The following is a 20,840-nucleotide window of genomic DNA, read 5'->3' as shown; positions in this document are numbered from 1 at the left end:
CTACCTGTCAGGCTTATACTTTGTCCTGTTTGAGTACTAGCAGAAGAGCCTGTCAGCTTCACTAACAGGCTCTTGAAGGCTTATTTTTTATGCAATTGGCTTAAGACGACTTGGCTACTTTCTGAACCTTGGCAGTACCATTGCTTTCTTCCGAAGCAGGCATGATCATGGCCAGCAGGTCAACCAGGCGCTGCTTCAGTTCTTTGCGATCCACGATAAAGTCCAGGAAGCCGTGCTCCAAAACGAACTCTGCGCTCTGGAAGCCTTTCGGCAGGTCTTTCCCGATCGTTTCCTTGATCACACGCGGTCCGGCAAAACCGATCAGTGCACCCGGCTCCGCGATGTTGAAGTCACCCAGCATAGCGTATGAGGCTGTTACACCACCTGTGGTCGGGTCGGTGAGCAAAGAGATATAAGGCAGTTTCTCTTCTGAAAGCAGGGCAAGCTTGGCAGAGGTTTTGGCCATCTGCATCAGCGAGAAGCCAGCCTCCATCATACGGGCACCGCCTGATTTGGAGATCATCATAAACGGAGTGCGGTGCTTACGCGCATGGTCAATGGCGCGGGCGATTTTTTCACCCACCACAGAACCCATGGAACCGCCGATGTAGGCAAAGTCCATACAGGCGATGGTGATGTCGCGGCCACCCGACTTGCCATAGGCAGTGCGCACGGCGTCCTTCAGCCCGGTCTTGCGCTGCGTTTCGGCGGTGCGCTGTGGGTATGGCTTGGAGTCAACGAAGTCAAGCGGGTCGCCTGAGCTCATCTCCTCGTCCATCTCCGTGAACTTGTTGTCGTCGAACAGAATGGCAAAATATTCCTTCGAGCCAATACGATCGTGGTAGTTGCACTTCACGCAGGTCCGCAGGTTTTTTCGGTGCTCGGTCATGCTGGTCACCGTTTTGCAATCCGGGCACTTAAACCACAGGCCATCCGGGGTTTCCTTCTTCTCCTCTGTCGGCGTGATAATTCCTTTTTCTACTCGTTTAAACCAAGGCATCATAATCGTATCGGTCGTGCGTGCTGCACATTAAATGGTTATTTGGCCACACTCGTGTCCCCAAATCGGCAAATTTGGGCACAAATATAGCCTGCTCCGGAATACTCACAAAAAAGCATTTCCAAAGCAGGCTGTAAAATTAGTTAATAATCAGCAGTTCTGCTACTGATTAGGCAAGTGTAATGTCGTTGGCCAGGTATACGTCCTGAATCGCGTTCAGCAGTTCCACGCCAACTTTCATGTCTTTCTGGAACGCCTTACGACCCGAGATCAGGCCCATACCGCCGGCACGCTTGTTAATAACGGCTGTACGCACGGCATCCGCCAGATCCGACTCGCCCTTCGACTCACCACCGGAGTTGATCAGACCGGCGCGGCCCATGTAGCAGTTCGCCACCTGGTAGCGGGCCAGGTCAATCGGGTTGTCAGAAGAAAGCTGCGAGTACATCTTCTCGTGCGTCTTGCCAAATCCGATCGCCTTAAAGCCACCGTTGTTCTCCGGCAGTTTCTGCTTGATGATGTCAGCCTGGATCGTCACACCCAGGTGGTTAGCCTGCGCCGTAAGGTCGGCGGCTACGTGGTAGTCCACGCCGTCTTTCTTGAAGGCGTTGTTACGGGTATAGCACCACAGGATAGTGGCCATACCGAGCTGGTGCGCTCTTTCGAACGCCTCGGCCACCTCGATGATCTGGCGGGAAGACTCCTCAGAACCGAAGTAGATGGTAGCACCCACGGCCGTGGCACCCAGGTTCCAGGCCTCATCCACAGAGCCGAACATGATCTGGTCGAATTTGTTCGGGTAAGTCATCAGCTCGTTGTGGTTGATCTTCACCACAAACGGAATACGGTGCGCATACTTGCGCGACATCATGGCCAGGTTACCGAAGGTTGTCGCCACGGCGTTGCAACCACCTTCGATGGCCAGCTTGATGATGTTTTCCGGGTCGAAGTAGATCGGGTTTGGAGCAAAAGAAGCACCCGCTGTGTGCTCAATGCCCTGGTCTACCGGCAGAATGGACAGGTAGCCAGTACCCGCCAGACGGCCTGTGTTGAAAAGCTGCTGCAGGCTGCGCAATACCTGCGGGTTGCGGTTCGAGAGTGAGAACACGCGGTCCACAAAATCGGGGCCCGGGGCGTGAATCAGGTCTTTAGAAATGGTTTTGCTTTCATACTGAAGCAGGCTCTCCGCTTCAGAGCCAAGTAAGGAAACGATGTTATCGTATGACATTTTTTAAAATTTAAATAAAGGGACGTATTGAATTGCAGAACAAATATATAACGCTTTTTGAATACTCAGAAATTATCACCGTTTCAGTTTCCGTAGAGGTGTGCTGCCCCAACATACCGTATACCTTGCCAAAATGTTGCCATCTCCCTGACCCAAAATTTATACCTGCGAAATTTGCTATACCTGTGCCTGCTATACCTTACGTTGCGCCACATCTTATTTAAAGCAGGATTCGTTACATAAAGCACTAGGTATAAGCTTTTTAAACCTCCATCACATGGCACACAGACTTCTCAGAGATACCGTTCTGCCAATTCTGCTGCTCTTGGCAGGTATAGCAGGCTGCGCTTCTTCCACACAAATTCTGGGGTCCTGGAAGAGTCCGGAAATAGAGGCGCAAGAATACCGTCAGGTAGTGGTGGCCGCCCTGACCGATAATGTGCTGGCCCGGCAGGAAGTGGAGAACGACTTGCAGGCACAACTGCAGAGTCGTGGCATTGAGGCTACCCGCAGCATCGACCTTTTCCCGCCATCTACCGCTTCCAAGTCCGGGCCCGATGTGAACCTGCTCATGGAGCGCATCAAATCGAACGGCCACGACGCCATCCTGACTGCCGCCCTGGTTGACGAACAAACCGAGACGCGTTACGTGCCCGGCTCCATGGGCTACCGCCCCATGACCCGTTATATGTGGTATGGCAGTTTCAGAGGTTACTACACCTTCTGGTACCCCACTCTGTACGATCCCGGCTACTACACCGAGAACAAGGTATACTACCTCGAAACCAACCTCTACGATGTTGCTTCGGATCGCCTGGTTTGGTCAGCCCAGTCCAAGTCGTACAGCCCCCGAAACCTGCGCAAGGCAGCGAGCCAGTTTGCTGAGGTTACCGTACAGAAAATGACGGAAGACAATGTGCTGCCCTCTGTTGTAGCCCAATAAAAAAGGCGCTCTGTCAGGAGCGCCTTTTCTGTTCGTCAGGCATAGCCTTACTCATTGTAGAGCACGTGCAGCACGGTCTGGCCCACTGCCTTCAGGGTGTTCTTGCTGATGATGTCCATCGTGTCGGTGTGGCGGTGGTGGTAATGGCCGAAGTAGTCGTCCTGGTTCGCCATGTTGTACTCGATGATGTCGATCATGCGGATGCCGCCGATGGTGTTCACATAGTAATGGTCGTCTGTGATGGCCGGGGCGTTCACGTACTTGAAGTAGTCGGAATAACCGATGCGGTTGCCGGCACGCCATACCTTGTCCACGATGTTGCGGGCATACTGCATGGAGGTACCCTCGCGGGCAAACTTGGCATTCTCGGCACCCACCATGTCGAGCAGGATGCCGTAGCTTGCCTTGTAGTTCGGCTTATGCTTGTTCTTGCTCCAGTACTGCGAACCCAGGCACCAGTCGTCCTGCATGTAAGGATGGTCGCTGTTGTCAGGACGTCCGTAGTCTTCCCCATCAAAGAAAATGATGTCGATGCCTATACCTGGTTTTTGGTCCGCCGCCTGTATAGTGCGGGCAATCTCCAACAGCACGCCTACACCGCTGCCGCCGTCATTGGCTCCGTCAATGGGCTTGTTCTGATCCTTGTCGTCTTTGTCGGCAAAGGGACGCGTATCCCAGTGCGCGGCCAGCAGTACCCGCTTGGTCGCGTTCGGGTTGATGGTACCGATGATGTTGCGCAGGTTGAGCATGGTGCCGTCAAAAGCGCGGGCCTGAAAGGCCTGTACCTCTACCTCGGCCCCATAACTGCGCAGCGTCTCGATCAGCCACTCCCCTGTTTTGTAGTGCTCTGCCGTGTTGGGCACGCGTGGCCCGAAAGCTACCTGCCGGTCCACAAAGAAGTAAGCCGAGTCGGCATTGAATTCAGGCGCCTGCACCACAGCTTCTTCCACCTCTGTAGTCGCCACACGTTCGCTGGTGCTCCCGTTTTCAGAAGAGTCGCAGCTGTTAAGTCCCATCGCACCAAACACCAGCATGGCCAGTAACTTCATATTATTCTTCATAAGCCCAGTCAATTCCGGTTTTCAAGTCCTTGATCACGATGCCCTGCTTTTTCAGCTCGGCCCGAATGGCGTCTACCTTGTCGTAGGCCTTGTGCTCTTTGGCCTCTTTGTAAAAGCCAAGCACCAGCTCCAGCATTTCCTCCATATCGGCGGTCGGTTCCTCTTTCAGGCCCAGCACGTCGGTCACCAATTCGGTATAAGTCGTGCGGATGGTGTCGAAGGTGCCGCGGGTGAGCGCGCTGAGCTGCAGCTGCCCCAGGTATAGGCTGTTGATTTTCTTGAGCAGGTTGAAGAGTGAGGCGATAGTGCGGGCCGTGTTCAGGTCGTCGTTCAGGCCACGGAAGCAATCCTCCGTCAGTTTCAGCAGTTCCTCGTTCAGCTTCTCGTCCGGTGTTCCTATACCTTCCTCCGGGTAATTTAGCTTCTCGAGCACACGCATTCCGTTCATCAGCTTTCTATACCCTTTCTGGGCGGCCTGCAGCGCCTCGTTGCTGAAGTCGAGGGTACTGCGGTAGTGTGCCTGCAGGATAAAGAAGCGGATCGTCATCGGGCTGTAGGCCTGCTCCAGCATCTTATGGTTGCCGCTGAAGAGCTCGCTCAGGTTGATGAAGTTGCCCAGCGACTTGCCCATCTTCTGGCCGTTCACGGTGATCATGTTGTTGTGCACCCAGTAGCGGGCGGCATCGGAGTGGCTGTGGCTGGCCTGGCTCTGCGCTATCTCACACTCGTGGTGCGGGAACATCAGATCCAGCCCGCCGCCGTGTATGTCGAAGGTCTCGCCCAGGTACTTGCGGCTCATGGCCGAGCATTCCAGGTGCCAGCCCGGGAAGCCATCGCTCCAGGGCGAGGGCCAGCGCATGATGTGCTGCGGCGAGGCTTTCTTCCAAAGGGCAAAGTCAAGCGGCGAGCGCTTCTCGCCCTGCCCCTCGGTGTCGCGGGTGTTGCTCAGCAGGTCTTCGATGATGCGGCCGGAGAGCTTGCCGTAGTTGTTGTTTTTGTGATAGGCCGGCACGTCGAAGTATACCGACCCGTTCACCTCATAAGCCATGCCGTTCTCCAGAATTTCCTCGATCATCTGGATCTGCTCGATGATGTGGCCCGAAGCGCGCGGCTCAATGTCCGGCGACTTCACGTTGAGCGTGGCCATGTCCTTCTGGTACACGTTGGTATAATACTGCACCACTTCCATCGGCTCCAAATGCTCCAGCCTGGCTTTTTTCTGAATCTTGTCTTCCCCTTCGTCCGCGTCGTGCTCAAGATGCCCTACGTCTGTGATGTTGCGCACATAGCGCACCTTATACCCCAGGTACTTAAGGTAGCGGTAGAGCACATCGAAGGTCACGGCGCTGCGGGCATGGCCCAGGTGCGGCTCGCCGTATACGGTCGGTCCGCAGACGTACATGCCTACAAAAGGGGCGTGCAGTGGCTCGAAGACCTCCTTCTTGCGCGTGAGTGTATTGTATAGGTTGAGTTTGTGTTGCATGGTATGTTTATGCACAAAGCACCGCTCAGGGGCTTCTTGATGATACATGTATATAATAGCGCCGCAGGTATACGGTACGCAAAGTTATAAACTTAAATCTTATCCCTCCCGGCTACTCCGTTTCCTTCGGCTTTATGATATAAGTAGCCGATATGGGAAAATGATCGGAAAGCGCCATTTCGTAGTGCGTTCTGAAATCATGCGCCTCGAGTCCTTCGCTGTAGAACTGGTTATCGATACGCAGAAAAGGCAAGGGACCGTTGTAGGTAGCCCCCATTCCGTTTCCGGCCTTCTCAAATGAGTTGGTCATTTCCCGCACCAGTTGGCTGTAGGTATAGCTGAAAGGAATGTCGTTGAAGTCGCCGCTCACGATGGTGGGGTATGGCGAGGTCTTCACATGATCCAACAACTCCTGTACCTGCATGGCGCGCGCCCGGAAGCCCATGCGCAAACGGCGGGCCAGGTTACGGCTCTCCTTCTTGAAGCTCGCCTCATCCCCTATCGCAGAATAAGTGTTCTCGATATCCTCTGCCCGGATGCTCATCGACTGCAGGTGTACCGCGTATACCCGCACAGTGTCTCCTTTCACATCGATGTCTACCCAGGCCGCCCGGTTGGCGCTGCGCTTGGTTGTGTTCGAGAAATGAAGCGTATTACCTCTAATGATCGGGTACTTCGAGAAGATCACGACGCCAACATCCGAAACAATCCGATCGCTCTGGTAGGTGGAGGCAAACACATAGCGGTTATACCTTTTGCCGATCCGGTTGAAGTTGTTGAACTCCGTAGAGTTGACGCGGCTGTAAAATTCCTGCAGGCAGAATACATCAGCCGGGTGCGTGGCCACCCAATCCACCATCTCCTCTGACACATGCGGCACGCCTTTCACAATTTTGTCGTAGGCATTGAATATATGCACGTTGAAGCTGAGTACTTCGAGGGTTTTGGCCCCGGCAGGCAGCTCCTTTTCCCAGGAAATGGACAACAGCCGACCGTAGTGGTTCCAACCAAGACCGATCACGGCGAGTGGCAGAAACACATACCATGAGCGCTTGAATAGCCAATAGATGAAAAACAGAAAATTGAGTACCAGTGCGCCAGGCAGCGAAAAGGCCATAAAACCGGCAGGCCAGAATTCGTAAGGAGGCACACGCATGCTCAGCACACCCAGCAGGAGCCAAAGCACCACCAGGATGTTCAGGATTAGCCAGATTCTCCGGCGTATATGTTTGAATGTACCTGCCACGATGGCAAACTTACAAATTATGCGTGTAGGAATCTCAAGCCTCGCTTCAGAATATATTTAGGTACGGCAGCTGTACTTGGCTTAACAGGCGCAACTCTTCTGTACGTTATTTCTTACCGCTGCAAAGTGGCGGTTTCAAATGCGCTGGCAACTGACTAAATGCCGCCCGAAATGACCAGAAACAAGATAATTACAGCGTACTTCGCCAGAAATTGTTGTTTATATAATGTTTTTATAGTAAATTTGTGACATTATTTCCAAGGAGATGAGGGGACGCGAGGTCCCCTTCTTTATTTTCTTTAAATAAATATGGCAATAACGGCACAAAGTATTCGCGCTATGGCGGAAGCGAGCCTTCCGGAAAACGACCTGTTCATCGTGGATGTGGCCGTGTCGGATTCAGCGGTGCGTCCTAAGATAACGGTGCTGGCCGATGGCGAGCAGGGCATCACGATCGACCAGTGCGCCACGATCAGCCGCCGCGTGAACGCGAAGATCGCGGAGACCTACGGCGAGGAGGTGTCTTACGTGCTGGAGGTGAGCTCGCCGGGCGTAGACTTCCCACTCACGCAGCCGCAGCAGTACAAGCGCAACATCGGTCGCAGCCTGAAGCTGAAAATGCAGGATGGCAGCGAGAAAATTGGCAAGCTGGAAGAGGTGACCGAAACAGGTTTAAACCTGACACAAGAAATCAAACAAAAAGGCAAGAAGGCAACGTATGAGCCTGTGCAAATACCTTTCGGGGAGATTGTAAAAGCAAATGTTGTAATATCTTTTAAATGATAAAATAATGAACAGTTCAGTCCTGATCGAGTCGTTCGCTGAATTTGCGAAATTCAAGAACATAGACCGCCCGACGATGATGCGCATCCTGGAGGATGTATTCCGTACCATGATCCGCAAAAAGTGGGGTACCGACGAGAACTTTGACATCATCCTGAACGTGGAGAAGGGTGACCTCGAGATCTGGCGTAACCGCGAAATCGTGGACGACAACTCGGAGGATATCTGGGACCATGACAAGATCAGCCTTTCGGAGGCTCAGAAAATTGAGCCTGACTTTGAAGTGGGCGAAGAGGTATCGGAAGAGATACAGCTCGAGGACTTTGGACGTCGCGCTGTACTCACAGCGCGCCAGACCCTGATCCAGCGCATCAAGGACATGGAGAAGGAGCTGCTGTTCCAGAAGTACAAAGACCTGGTGGGTGAGATCATCTCCGGCGAGGTATACCAGGTATGGAACCGCGAGGTACTGCTGCTTGACCAGGAAGAGAACGAACTGCTGATCCCGAAAGGTGAGCAGATCCCGAAAGACCGTTACCGCAAAGGCGACGTAGTGCGTGCTGTAGTACAGCGCGTGGAGATCGTGAACGGCAACCCGAAGATCATTCTTTCCCGTACCTCCCCGGCTTTCCTGGAGCGTTTGTTCGAGAACGAGGTACCAGAGATTTATGACGGTTTGATCGCCATCAAAAAAATTGTGCGTGAGCCCGGCGAGCGTGCTAAAGTAGCCGTAGAATCGTTTGACGACCGCATTGACCCGGTAGGTGCCTGCGTGGGCATGAAGGGTTCCCGTATCCACAGCATCGTACGCGAACTGGAGAACGAGAACATCGACGTGATCAACTACACCGACAACCTGGAACTCTACATTCAGCGTGCCCTTAGCCCGGCTAAGATCACGAGCATGAAGATAGACAACGAGAACGGCCGTGTGTCGGTGTTCCTGAAGCCAGACCAGGTATCGCTTGCGATCGGTAAAGGCGGTCAGAACATCAAGCTGGCCAGCAAGCTGGTGGACATGGAGATCGACGTGTTCCGTGAGTCGGAAGTGTACGAAGAGGACATCAGCCTGGAGGAATTTACCGACGAGATCGAGGACTGGGTGATCGCAGAACTGCGCCGCATCGGCCTGGACACTGCCAAGAGCGTGCTCGCGGTTTCGAAAGAAGACCTGCTCCGCAGAACAGAGCTGGAAGAGGAGACGATCGAAAGCGTGCTCTCCATCCTGCGCGAAGAGTTGGAAGAAGAAGACAATCAATAGTTGTGAGTTGCGCTCCGTTACTGTAATTTTGAAAAATATACAGGACGGAGCCTAATTCTATACCTTGCAAGGCAACTATAGTATAATTAACAGAATAAATAAAGACAGCATATCAGAACATGGCAGAAGACAAAATCAGGAGGCTCAAACAGGTTGCAACTACTTTAAACATTGGTACAGCTACCATTGTGGATTACCTCTCTGCTAAAGGCTTTGACGTGGAAAACAAACCCACCACCAAAATCACGGCAGAGCAGTTCGGTATGTTGGCTAAGGAGTTCGCCTCCTCCATGCAAGACAAAATTGAGGCAGAAGAGCTCAACATCGGCAAGAAACCACAAAGCAACCAGATTGTGGAATCGGAGCCGCATCACGAGCCAAAGAAAACAACGGAGCCTGAGCAGGAGATTCTGATCAAGAACGCGCCACAGCCGAAGAGCGACGCCCCTGAGGCGAAGCCAAAAGTAGAGCCTGCGCCGATTGAGTCAAAACTCCCAGGTATAAAGGTACTCGGCAAAATAGAGCTTGACTCCAAAGGCCGCCCTATACCGAAGGCTGCGCCTAAGGCGGAAGAGCCAAAGGCACCTGTAGCTGAGCAGCCAAAAGCACCGGAAGCGAAAGCTCCGGAGCAGCCTGCTCCTGCCCAACAGGTAGAAAAGCCGGCAGCGCCAGTGCAGGAAGCACCTGTTGCTCCTGTAGCTGATACTCCTAAGGCGGAAGCCCCTCAGGCAGAGGCTCCGAAAACAGAAACACCACAGCCAGCGGCTACGCCTCCTGCCCCTGCTGCGGAACAAAAACCAGCTGAAAAACCAGTTGAAAAAACACCAGCTCCTGCGCAGGCAGCGGCACCACAGGCCCCGGAAAAGCCGGCACCTACAACTCCTGAAGAAAAAGGACCAGAACAAATAGAAACAATTACAGCAAAAGCCGACCAGCTGAAAGGCCTTACGGTGCTGGGCAAGATTGAATTGCCAGACAGCTCCCGCAGAAAAGGAACCAAGCCGGTAGCGTCTTCTGATGACAAGAAGGCCGGCAAGAAGAAAAAGCGCAAGCGCATTATTGTGGCCGGCCCGGAACAGGGTGGCGGCCAGGGACAAAGTGCTTCCAGCCCACAAGCTCGCCCCATTCAGCATACGGGTGGCGGTGGCGGAGGCTACCAGGGCAACCGTCCGGGACAGCGTCCTGGCGGCGGACATGGGGGACCAGGCGGCCGTGGACCACGCAATGCCCCGGGACCACGCGTAGAAAAAGCGGAGGTAACGGACAAAGAAATTCAGGAGCAGATCAAGGCCACACTGGCCAAACTGAGCGGCGGCAAAGGCGGCGGTGGCAACCGTGCCAAATACCGTCGTGAGAAACGCTCTGCGATTGCAGATGCTACGGAAGAGCGTCGTCTGATGGAGCAGGCAGAGTCAAAGACCCTGCGTGTAACAGAATTCGTGTCGGCCAATGACCTGGCGGCACTCATGGACGTGAGCGTGAACGACGTGATCAAGGTATGTATGCAGTTGGGTATGTTCGTATCCATCAACCAGCGCCTTGACGCCGAAGCCATCACCATCATTGCAGACGAGTTCGGATATACCGTTGAGTTCATTACATCGGAAGACGAGCAGGCGCTGGAAGAATCACTCGAAGAAAACGAAGAGGATCTGTTGGATCGTGCTCCGATTGTGACCATCATGGGTCACGTTGACCACGGTAAAACTTCCCTCCTCGACTATATCCGAAATGCGAACGTAACAGCCGGTGAGGCCGGTGGTATTACGCAGCACATCGGTGCCTATAGTGTGAAAACAGAAGGTGGCCGTACAGTTACTTTCCTCGATACGCCTGGCCACGAAGCCTTTACGGCAATGCGTGCCCGTGGTGCCAAGGTAACGGACGTGGTTATCATTGTGGTAGCGGCTGACGACTCGGTGATGCCTCAGACAAAAGAGGCCATCAACCACGCACAGGCAGCAGGCTCACCGATCATCATTGCCCTGAACAAAATAGACAAACCAGCCGCCAACCCAGACAAGGTTCGTGAAGAACTCGCTCAGATGAACATCCTGGTAGAGGAGTGGGGTGGTAAATACCAGTCGCAGGAAGTGTCTGCCAAGACCGGCCAGGGAGTGAATGACCTGCTGGAGAAAGTGTTGCTGGAGGCCGAACTACTCGAGTTGAAGGCTAACCCGGACAGAAACGCCGTAGGTACTGTAATTGAAGCATCGCTTGACAAAGGCCGTGGTTACGTAGCCACTGTGCTGGTGCAAACCGGTACACTCCGAATCGGCGATGTGGTACTGGCAGGCTCTCACTACGGTAGAGTAAAAGCCATGACTGACCACCGCGGTCGCAAAATGAAAGAGGCTGGTCCATCTACCCCGGTACAGCTGCTCGGCCTTGACGGTGCGCCGCAGGCCGGTGATAAGTTCCAGGTGATGGAGTCGGAGCGTGAGGCCCGTGAGATTGCAAGCAACCGCGCGCAACTGCAGCGTGAGCAAAGCCTGCGTACACGTAAGCACATCACCCTCGACGAGATCGGCCGTCGTTTGGCGATCGGTACCTTTAAGGAACTGAACGTGATTGTGAAAGGTGACGTGGACGGTTCAGTAGAAGCCCTGTCCGACTCCCTGTTGAAGCTTTCAACTGCCGAGGTTCAGGTGAACATCATCAGCAAAGGCGTGGGTGCTATCTCCGAATCGGACGTGCTGCTTGCATCGGCTTCTGACGCGATCATCATCGGCTTCCAGGTTCGTCCGTCTCAGAACGCCCGCCGACTGGCAGAGCAGGAACAGATTGACGTGCGTCTGTACTCGATCATCTACGATGCGATCAACGAAGTGAAGGATGCGATGGAAGGTATGCTTGCTCCTACCATGAAGGAGGAGATTACCGGTAACGCTGAAGTTCGCGAAGTATTCCGCATCACGAAGGTGGGTACGATTGCAGGCTGTATGATCACAGACGGCACGATCCAGCGTAACGCCAGAGTTCGACTGGTACGCGACGGCATCGTAGTACACGATGGCGAGATCCTGGCACTGAAGCGCTTCAAAGACGATGTGGCAGAAGTACGCCAGGGCTACGAGTGCGGTATCAGCCTGAAAGGGTACAACGAGATCGAGATCGGCGACGTGATCGAAGCATACGTTGAGAAAGAAGTGAAGCGCACGCTGTAAATAGCGGACTTCATGAATTATAAGAAAGGCTCCTGCGCAAGCGGGAGCCTTTTGTTTTTAAAATTTCTATTGAAGGACAAACAACAACGCCTATACCTTGAAAAAAGCTATACCTGAGAATTTGCTACGGCTGACCACTTGCTATACCTCAGGAAGGCTATACTTCAAAAGAGAATCCATACCTGCTCCGCTGAGAGCCTTCTTCAGTTGATGCAAGAGTCAGCTCCATCAGTGCCACGAGCTAAACTGAAAGTTCCTTGGGACATCCGCCACGCGAGGTTATTATAAGAGGCCTGCCCCCACAATGCCGTCAACTTAAGCAAAGGCTAACCTAGCTGTTATCTCGACAGAATGGAGAGATCCTAATTATTTAAAAGGGCCCTTAAATTATATGGTCACGACATTGCCTGGTTCTATACCTTAAACCTAAACTGCACGAACTATCCAAACGTGCTTACCTGAGCACAAAAAAAGCCCCGCCTGAAAAATCAAATGGGGCTTCTTTATGATTTCGGGGTGTTCTAATACAATGAATACCGGGCCAGACGGCGCTTGTCGCGCTTGTGCTTGCGGTGCATTTCTTTTTCTTTTTTCAGAATGGCCTCCATGCGCTTGCTTCCTTTGATGCGATCTTTGGTGAAGCGGGTGCGGCTCGAGTTTTCATAGGCATTCCAGCGTGTGTCCATACCGGCAGCGCGCGCGCCCACGGCATCAACAGAGGTACCTTTTTCCTGCACTCTTGCAGTGCCCCAGTATTCGTCTTTCCCTGAGTTCAGCGTATTGCTCGAAGAACTGGAAGTCTGTGCCATCGCATCTGACACAAACAGAAGGAAAGCAAGAGAAAATAGCAACGATATGATTCTTTCCATAAATCCACTTTTGACGATGTACCTATACAACGTACATCGTACGCTAAAGTATATATTTTTAGCGAATAACAAGATGTGTGCGACAAAAGTTTACTATTCGAATTTATAAGAAAATCCTATTCCCAGGGTTTCTTTCAGCTGCAAACGGGGTCCTTTTCCGTCCAACGTCCCATCACCGCTCCGGTCCACATCGATCAGGATATCGTCATCGTAGATCATGTGCAGGAAGAGGCTGGCCGACAAAAATTTGTTCACCTTGAAGTTCACCAGGTTCTCCCAGCTCACATCGATGTTCTTGGCATTGTGCAGGTAGTTCGAAAATAGGTCGGCCTTGGATTGTAGGGTCACATTCTTGAAGATTTCATTGCGAAAGCGCACGTTCACAAAGCCACCGAACTCTTCGCGCAGCCGCTCTCCTGTACCCGGTATAAGATTACCTTCCAAGTCACGCTGCGCTGGCTCTACCCCGAAAGCACCGTAATCGGCCATACGCTGGTTGAGCACTGCCGTGAACTTGCCAGTAAAAGGAGAGATGAAGACCGAGAGCTTAGAGTTAGGCTTGTAGTCCATCCCGATGGAGGCCAGCACAAAGGCGGGCGCCATGAAATTGGAGATCACCGAATCCCGCTCCGGGGTATAAGTCGGGCTAATCTGGGTGCGGGTGTTGAGCTGCGCCGTGTAAAACCATTTGCTCGAGGCCTGCCGCCCGTACTTCAGGTTCAGTTCTAGCCGATCGTCACTCTTGCGGAGGCGCTGTTCCTGCAGCTTTACCGTACCGTAAGTCAGGTCCAGGGTATTGTTCCAGGCGTTTTTGCCCTTTTTGTAATTACCATAGAGATTCAGAATACCCAGTGCCGACAGCGAACTCTGCCCGCCTGCCGCCCAGTTACTCAAACTCACCTGGCTGAAATTGACCGTACCCGTGCCACCAAAATCCCAGATGTTGGGCGCCGCTGCCGTATCAGCCAAAGGATTTTGAACAGGAACCGGGATGTCCTGGGCGGAAGTAGAGACTAAGCTGAAATGTGAAAGAAGTATAAATAGGGAAAGAATGCGCAATAGGGCCTTAAGCATGAAAATAAGGTATAAAGTGATCGTAATGCCATTGAAAAATTGTGCAAATATAACAAATCGGGGACAAAGGGGCGGATCTGTGTTGAAACTTTAGCGAAGGGCCATTAGAACTGAGCCATTGCCGGATTGCATTTTAGGGATTTAACTAAATCACCCCTATATTTGCTGCTGTTATCTAAATACCCATATAGCATTACACTATGTCTCTATACGAAAACCTGCTGCTCAACCTTGAGAATGGCGTTTTGGTTATTACCATCAACCGTGCAGATAAGCTCAATGCCCTCAACATCGACACCATCCGGGAGATCAAGGCTGCCATACAGCAAGTGTATGACGACCCTGCTGTGAAGGGCGCTATCTTTATCGGTGCCGGCGAGAAAGCCTTTGTGGCGGGCGCCGACATTGCGGAGATCGCGGAACTGAGCGACGTGAACGCACGCGGATTTGCGGAGCGCGGCCAGGAGGTTTTCAGCATGATCGAACGCTGCACCAAACCAGTAATTGCAGCCGTGAATGGCTTTGCGCTGGGTGGTGGTTGCGAGCTGGCCATGGCCTGCCACATGCGCGTTGCCAGCGAGGGTGCCCGCTTTGGTCAGCCGGAGGTAAACTTGGGCCTGATACCTGGCTACGGGGGCACACAGCGCCTGACACAACTCATTGGCAAAGGCAAGGCGATGGAGTTGATGATGACCGCCGACATGATCGGTGCGGCAGAGGCCAAAGCACTCGGACTGGTAAATCACGTAGTGCCAGCCGAAGAACTGATGCCGAAGTGTATGGAAATCATGGGCAAGATTCTGACCAAGGCGCCACTGGCCATCGGACTTGTAATTGACTGCGTGAACGCCGTGTACGACAAAGACGAGGACGGCTACCAGACCGAGGCGAACTCGTTTGCCCGCTGCTGCTCTTCCGAAGATTTTGTGGAAGGCACCAACGCATTCCTGGAGAAGCGCAAGGCTATCTTCAAAGGCGCCTAATGCTATACCTACAGCAACGCGCTATACCTATCATAAAAGACAGGTATAGCGCGTTCTGTCTTTTTAAGCTTACACCTATACCTACCTGCCCTAAAACAAACGCATGAGCATCGCCAAAAAACTGGTCGGGCAAACGGCTGCCTACGGACTTAGCAGCATCGTGGGCCGCGCGCTCAATTATTTGCTTGTACCTATCCATACCTATGTCTTCCATGCGGAGGCATTTGGTGTCGTGTCGTTGTTGTATGCTTTTGTGGCGTTTTTCAATATCGTCTATACCTACGGCATGGAAACGGCCTTCTTCCGTTTCGCCAACAAACCCGAGAACGAGCCTAAGGAAGTATACAACCGCGTGCTGAGCACCATTATCCTGACCAGCACAGTTTTTACAGGTATACTGCTGCTCTTTTCGCAGCCCATCGCCGATTACGTTGGCATTCCGGAGCACAAGGAATATGTGGTGTGGCTGGACATTGTGCTGGCCATCGATGCCATCGTAGCCATACCTTTTGCCTGGCTGCGACATCAGAACAAGGCCATCAAGTTTGCGAGTATCAAGCTGCTCAACATCTTCATCACGGTTGGCGCCAATACGTTTATCTTCCTGCTCATGCGGCAGATAGCTGAAGGCGAGTATCTGCAAAGTCTTCAGCCACTCGCCTCACGCCTGTATAATCCTGATTTTGGAATTGGCTACATCTTTCTCATCAACCTGGTGGCCAACGCCGCCTTGATCCCCATGCTCTGGAAAGAGTTCAGCATTTTCAGGTTCAGGCTCGACTTTGAACATCTTAAACCCATGCTCGCCTATGCCTGGCCCCTTTTGTTTATGGGTCTGGCAGGTATGGTGAACGAGGTGATCGACCGTATTATGCTGGAGCGTTTCCTGCCGGAGGGGTTCTACCCGAACCGGAGCAATTTCGCTGCAGTGGGTATTTACAGTGCCTGCTACAAACTCGCCATCTTTATGACGCTGGCCATACAGGCTTTCCGTTACGCTGCCGAGCCATTCTTTTTCTCGCAGGCGCAGGAAAAAGACTCGCCACAGGCCTTTGCCCTTGTCATGAAATGGTTTGTGATCGCCTGTGCTTTTATCTTCCTGTTCGTTTCCATCAACGCTGATCTTTTCGCCGATCTGTTTCTACGCAGACCCGAATACCACGAGGGTCTCATCGTAGTGCCGATACTTCTGTTGGCCAACCTCTTTCTGGGTATCTATTACAACCTCACCGTCTGGTTCAAGCTCACCGACAAAACACATTTCGGCACCTACATCAGCTTTGGCGGCGCGGCCGTTACGATTGGTTTCAACCTGCTGCTTATACCTATATTGGGCTACATGGGCTCGGCCATCGCCACGCTCATTTGCTACGTAGGTATGGCACTGGCCACTTACCTGCTCGGCAATGTGCACTACCCGATCCCCTACCCTGTCAAAACCATTCTGGGCTACATCGCGCTGGCTACGGTGCTGGTGCTGGTGGCCTATCTTATACCTGTCGAGAACTTCTGGCTGCGTCATGCATACCATCTGGCCTTATGTGGCGTTTTCCTGGCGGTGATCTGGTTCAGGGAGCGGTCTTACTTTCTAACTAAAAAATAATCTTTATCTTTAATAGATGAACAAGACGAACGTACCGGTTAAAGTCATTAACCAATCCAAACATGCGCTGCCGGTTTACCAGACCGAGCACTCGGCAGGTATGGACCTGCGCGCCAACCTGGAAGCACCTGTTACCCTAAAGCCGCTGCAGCGCGCCCTTATACCTACCGGCCTTTTCATGGAGCTACCCGAAGGGCACGAGGCACAGATCAGACCCCGCTCCGGACTGGCCTACAAGCACGGCATTTCCATCGTAAACAGTCCTGGCACCATCGATGCCGACTACCGTGGCGAGATCAAGGTGCTGCTGGTCAACCTGAGTGATCAAGACTTTGTGGTGGAAGATGGTGAGCGCGTGGCCCAAATGGTGGTGGCCCGTTACGAGCGTGTGGCTTGGGCTGAAGCTGAAGTACTGACCGACACCGAACGTGGCGCTGGCGGCTACGGCAGCACGGGTACCAAGTAAACCGTCACACAAGGTATAGCCCGTCTTTTCTTTCTTTTTAGCGAGGGCTTAAACCAAACATTCAGAATACAGTATTAATCAAAACCAATAGTGGCCGGGCCCCTCGTCCGGTTACATTTTTCAATCCATAAACAAATAGCTATGAGGATTATTGTACCTATGGCAGGTATGGGCAAGCGCATGCGCCCACACACACTTACAGTTCCTAAACCGCTTATACCTATCGCAGGCAAGCCCATCGTGCAGCGCCTGGTAGAAGACATTGCCAAAGTTTGTCACGAGCCGATCGAGGAAGTGGCGTTCATCATCGGTCACTTCGGCGAGGCCGTGGAGCGCGACCTGGTAGCCATCGCCAAGTCTGTGGGCGCCAAGGGCAGCATCTATTACCAAGAAGAAGCCCTGGGCACGGCGCACGCCATCATGTGCGCGCAGGATTCGCTGGAAGGCAAGGTAGTGGTGGCTTTTGCCGACACCCTGTTCAAAGCCGACTTCCAGCTCGACACCAACGCCGACGGCACCATCTGGGTGCAGCGCGTGGAGGACCCGCGTCCGTTTGGCGTGGTGAAGCTGGGCGACAATGGCGAGATCACCGACTTTGTGGAGAAGCCGCAGGAGTTCGTGTCGGACATGGCCATCATCGGCATCTACTACTTCAAAGACGGTGCTTACCTGCGCAGCGAGCTGCAGTACCTGCTTGACAACGACATCAAAGACAAGGGCGAGTACCAGCTGACGAACGCGCTGGAGAACATGAAAAACAAAGGCACGAAATTTATTCCGGCCGTTATTTCAGAATGGCTCGATTGTGGCAATAAAAACGCAACCGTTTACACCAATCAACGCTATTTAGAGTATATCAAAGACGAGAAGGACTTAGTGGCTACGTCCGCCCAGATACAGAACTCCGTGATCATACCGCCCGTGTATATCGGAGAGAATGCCGTGATTCACAATTCAGTGGTAGGCCCGCACGTTTCCATAGGAGACAACACCAGCGTACTCGAGTCTATTGTGAGCAACTCGATTGTTCAGAAGGACTCCACCATCAAAAACGGAAACATAGCAAACTCAATGGTAGGTAATTTTGTTTCCTATGAAGGTCGCCAGTCGGACCTGAGCCTTGGTGACTACAACACGCTCAAAGATTAGCATACCCAATTTATGACCCGATTCAGAAACATTGTGCTCGCTACTTGCTGCCTTGCACTGGTCGCGACCGGCGAAAGCCAGGCCCAGTCTAAGAAGAAAAAGAAGAAGGGCAAGGAGAAGAGCGAGACGGAGCAGGTAGCTGTACCTGTGCCGCAGCCCGAACCGAGCGAGCAGGAAAAGCTGCTGAGCGAGGCATTGTTTCTGGAGGGCATGAAATTCTTTATGCTGGAGGACTACAAGCAGGCGCTTGGCCAGTTCCAGAAGGCATACGCCGTTACCCCCAACAACGCGGCGCTCAACTACAAGCTGGCCGAGACCTACCTGTTGATGGAAAACCCGAAAGCGGGCGTTTCCTTTGCGCAGGCCGCCATCGCCAACGATACCCAGAACCCCTATTACTATCTGCTGCTGGCGCAGCTGCACGCCGAACAGAAGCAGTACACCGAGGCGGCTCAGGCCTACAACGACCTGATGCGCAACGTGCCTGACCAGGAGCAGTACCTCTTCAACCTCGCCGAGCTATACCTGGCACAGTCCAAGTACGACGATGCACTGAAGACCTATGACCGCATCGAGAAAAAATACGGCGCGCTGGAGCAACTCTCCATGAACCGCCAGCAGATATACCTGCGCCAGAAGAACATCGGCAAAGCCCTTGCCGAAGGCGAAAAACTGATTGCGGCCAACCCTACCGAGATTCGCTACCTGCTGGCCCAGGCCGAGCTCTATAATGCTAGCCAAAAGCCGGATGTGGCCATCGAAACGGTTAACCGCGCGCTCCGCATCGAGCCGAACAACCCGTTCGCCCACCTGATGCTCTCGGACCTGCACCGCCAGAAAGGCAACCTGGCGGAATCTGAGAAACAGGTAAAGATCGCTTTTGCCAGCACCGACCTCGACATCGACACCAAAGTGCGTATCCTGGTGGATTTTATCCGGCAGCTGCCCAACCCGGCCATAGAAGGTATAGCCCTTGAGCTGGCGGACCTCACCATAGCGTCCCATCCTGAAGAGGCAAAAGCCTACGCAGTGGCCGGCGACCTGCAAACCATCATCGGTAAAAAAGAGTCGGCCCGCGGCAATTACATCAAGGCGGTGAAGTTCGATGACTCGCACTTCAAGATCTGGCAGCAGATTGTGCTGCTGGATGCAGAACTGGGTGAGTCGGCCGATTTGGTGAAGCACTCGGAACAGGCGCTTGAGTTGTTCCCGAACCAGGCTGTGTTCTGGTTCTACAACGGCACCGGCCACCTGATTGAAAAAAACTACGACCGGGCTGCCAAGTCGCTGGAGCATGGCAAGCGCCTTTCGGCCAGCGAACCTGAGCTGGTAACGCAGTTCAACGCCCAGTTGGGAGACGTTTACAACTCCATCAAAGAGTATAAAAAATCAGACGAGGCCTACGAGGCCGTGCTTACGCAGGACCCCGACAACGAGCACGTGCTCAACAACTACAGTTATTTTCTGTCGCTGCGCGGCGAGCAACTGCCCAAAGCTAAGGCTATGGCCGGCCGGCTAGTCGAGCAGCATCCCGCTAACCCCACCTACCTGGATACCTACGCCTGGGTGCTCTACAAAATGGAGGATTATGAAGGTGCGCTGAAATACCTGGAGCAGGCCATTGCCGTTTCCGAAGATGCCACCATTGTGGAGCATTACGGCGACGTACTATTTAAACTAGGAAAAAAAGACGAGGCGGTCCGGCAGTGGGAAAAGGCCAAGCTTAAGGGGGAAGCATCTGCTTTCCTTGACAGAAAGATAAAAGAAAAGAAACTCTATGAATAAACAGCTCCTGCTATACCTGCTGGGTATACTCCTGTTTTCCGCCTGCAAAAAAGAAACGATCCCTTCTGCCGCCACTGCTGCCACCGAAACAGTGGGCAACGTCACTGTCCAAAATTTGGAATTCACCTACCTGAATGCCCGTGGCCAGCTTAAGTTTGATGACAAAGGCCAGAGCACGACGTCAGGTTACGCCCTGCGCATGCAAAAGGACAGCGTGATCTGGATCTCGGTACTACCAGGCTTAGGTATAGAGGCTGCCCGCATCAAGCTCACACCCGATTCGGTGTACATGATGAACCGCATCCAGCGCGAGTACGCCGCTACTGACTACGCCTTTTTGAGCAAGCGCTTCAACGTAGCCCTCGACTTTCAGGTCGTGCAGGCCATATTGCTGGGCAACTACCAGGCCAACGGCTCCGAAAAAGCAACTACCCAGGGACAGATGCAGCATGTGCAGCAGCTGCGTGAAAACCTGCTCTTTGATTACTTCATCAGCTCCGAGAATCTGAAACTGCAGCAGCTTAATGTCAAAGACCAGCAATCTGGCAACAGCATTGTGGTGCAGTACGAGAGCTTCCAGCCACTGGGCGATGTTCCTTTTGCGCACAACATGCTGGCGCAGATCCTGCAGTCGGGCCAAATATCCGACTTTAACTTAAACCATTCCAAAGTGACCGTTTCCGAAGGCGTGCTGGAGTTTCCGTTCAGTGTTCCGTCTGGTTACAAGCGCCTTTAGCCT

Annotated in this window: 17 protein-coding genes; 10 read left to right on the top strand and 7 right to left on the bottom strand. The window is 53.0% G+C overall.

Going from position 1 to position 20,840, the window contains the following annotated elements:
* Positions 1-100 precede the first annotated feature (100 nt).
* Together accD and B0B12_RS17120 are read right to left on the bottom strand one after the other, a co-directional pair.
* A complete protein-coding gene (gene accD, locus B0B12_RS17125) occupies positions 101-1,000 on the bottom strand; it encodes an acetyl-CoA carboxylase, carboxyltransferase subunit beta (protein WP_076672106.1) in 900 nt (299 codons plus the stop codon).
* Between the two features lie 169 nt (positions 1,001-1,169).
* Positions 1,170-2,228, bottom strand: coding sequence for a class I fructose-bisphosphate aldolase (locus B0B12_RS17120; RefSeq protein ID WP_076671428.1), 1,059 nt, complete (start codon positions 2,226-2,228; stop codon positions 1,170-1,172).
* Positions 2,229-2,505: 277 nt separating this feature from the next.
* Here B0B12_RS17120 and B0B12_RS17115 point away from each other — a divergent pair, with 277 nt between their 5' ends.
* Entirely contained in the window at positions 2,506-3,171 is a 666-nt protein-coding gene (locus B0B12_RS17115) for a DUF4136 domain-containing protein (protein WP_076671427.1), read from the top strand.
* 47 nt (positions 3,172-3,218) lie between these two features.
* Here the strand turns inward: B0B12_RS17115 and B0B12_RS17110 are convergent, their stop codons facing one another.
* The 3 genes from B0B12_RS17110 to B0B12_RS17100 all read right to left on the bottom strand — a co-directional run bounded on the left by B0B12_RS17110 (position 3,219) and on the right by B0B12_RS17100 (position 6,961).
* Positions 3,219-4,232 (bottom strand): M28 family peptidase, encoded by a 1,014-nt coding sequence (locus tag B0B12_RS17110; protein ID WP_076671426.1) that lies wholly within the window; start codon positions 4,230-4,232, stop codon positions 3,219-3,221.
* A complete protein-coding gene (gene cysS / locus B0B12_RS17105; RefSeq protein ID WP_076672104.1) occupies positions 4,222-5,715 on the bottom strand; it encodes a cysteine--tRNA ligase in 1,494 nt (497 codons plus the stop codon). The genes B0B12_RS17110 and cysS overlap by 11 nt, the downstream gene beginning before the upstream one ends.
* 112 nt (positions 5,716-5,827) lie before the next feature.
* Entirely contained in the window at positions 5,828-6,961 is a 1,134-nt protein-coding gene (locus tag B0B12_RS17100) for an endonuclease/exonuclease/phosphatase family protein (protein ID WP_076671425.1), read from the bottom strand.
* 339 nt (positions 6,962-7,300) lie between these two features.
* Between B0B12_RS17100 and B0B12_RS17095 the strand changes: the two genes are divergently transcribed.
* The 3 genes from B0B12_RS17095 (at position 7,301) to infB (ending at position 12,172) form a co-directional block, all read left to right on the top strand.
* Positions 7,301-7,744 carry a ribosome maturation factor RimP gene (locus B0B12_RS17095; protein WP_076671424.1) on the top strand — a complete coding sequence of 148 codons (444 nt, stop codon included), beginning with the start codon at positions 7,301-7,303 and terminating at the stop codon, positions 7,742-7,744.
* A gap of 7 nt (positions 7,745-7,751) precedes the next feature.
* Positions 7,752-9,005, top strand: coding sequence for a transcription termination factor NusA (gene nusA, locus B0B12_RS17090; RefSeq protein ID WP_076671422.1), 1,254 nt, complete (start codon positions 7,752-7,754; stop codon positions 9,003-9,005).
* A 119-nt stretch (positions 9,006-9,124) separates the two neighbouring features.
* Entirely contained in the window at positions 9,125-12,172 is a 3,048-nt protein-coding gene (gene infB, locus B0B12_RS17085; protein WP_076671419.1) for a translation initiation factor IF-2, read from the top strand.
* A 521-nt stretch (positions 12,173-12,693) separates the two neighbouring features.
* On the opposite strand, the gene B0B12_RS17080 is transcribed toward infB, so the two are convergent.
* Both B0B12_RS17080 and B0B12_RS17075 read right to left on the bottom strand, forming a co-directional pair.
* Positions 12,694-13,041: a hypothetical protein gene (locus B0B12_RS17080; RefSeq protein WP_076672102.1), complete on the bottom strand. Its 348-nt coding sequence runs from the start codon at positions 13,039-13,041 to the stop codon at positions 12,694-12,696.
* A gap of 93 nt (positions 13,042-13,134) precedes the next feature.
* A complete protein-coding gene (locus tag B0B12_RS17075) occupies positions 13,135-14,010 on the bottom strand; it encodes a DUF3078 domain-containing protein (protein ID WP_244554749.1) in 876 nt (291 codons plus the stop codon).
* Positions 14,011-14,315: 305 nt separating this feature from the next.
* Between B0B12_RS17075 and B0B12_RS17070 the strand changes: the two genes are divergently transcribed.
* From B0B12_RS17070 to lolB1, 6 genes are all read left to right on the top strand, one after another.
* Positions 14,316-15,098, top strand: coding sequence for an enoyl-CoA hydratase/isomerase family protein (locus tag B0B12_RS17070; protein ID WP_076671414.1), 783 nt, complete (start codon positions 14,316-14,318; stop codon positions 15,096-15,098).
* A gap of 103 nt (positions 15,099-15,201) precedes the next feature.
* Entirely contained in the window at positions 15,202-16,701 is a 1,500-nt protein-coding gene (locus B0B12_RS17065) for a lipopolysaccharide biosynthesis protein (RefSeq protein WP_076671412.1), read from the top strand.
* Positions 16,702-16,717: 16 nt separating this feature from the next.
* Entirely contained in the window at positions 16,718-17,167 is a 450-nt protein-coding gene (dut, locus tag B0B12_RS17060; protein WP_076671409.1) for a dUTP diphosphatase, read from the top strand.
* Between the two features lie 141 nt (positions 17,168-17,308).
* On the top strand, positions 17,309-18,316 hold the full coding sequence (locus B0B12_RS17055) for a sugar phosphate nucleotidyltransferase (RefSeq protein ID WP_076671407.1): 1,008 nt from the start codon (positions 17,309-17,311) through the stop codon (positions 18,314-18,316).
* A gap of 12 nt (positions 18,317-18,328) precedes the next feature.
* Complete coding sequence (locus B0B12_RS17050) at positions 18,329-20,101, top strand: tetratricopeptide repeat protein (protein ID WP_244554748.1); 1,773 nt, start codon at positions 18,329-18,331, stop codon at positions 20,099-20,101.
* Entirely contained in the window at positions 20,094-20,837 is a 744-nt protein-coding gene (gene lolB1 / locus B0B12_RS17045; protein WP_076671404.1) for a lipoprotein insertase outer membrane protein LolB1, read from the top strand. The genes B0B12_RS17050 and lolB1 overlap by 8 nt, the downstream gene beginning before the upstream one ends.
* Positions 20,838-20,840: the final 3 nt, after the last annotated feature.

The organism is Pontibacter indicus (assembly GCF_900156345.1).
GTDB lineage: Bacteria > Bacteroidota > Bacteroidia > Cytophagales > Hymenobacteraceae > Pontibacter > Pontibacter indicus.
The sequence above is the reverse complement of the archived record's forward strand: the minus strand, read 5'-3'. Positions and strand labels throughout refer to the sequence as shown.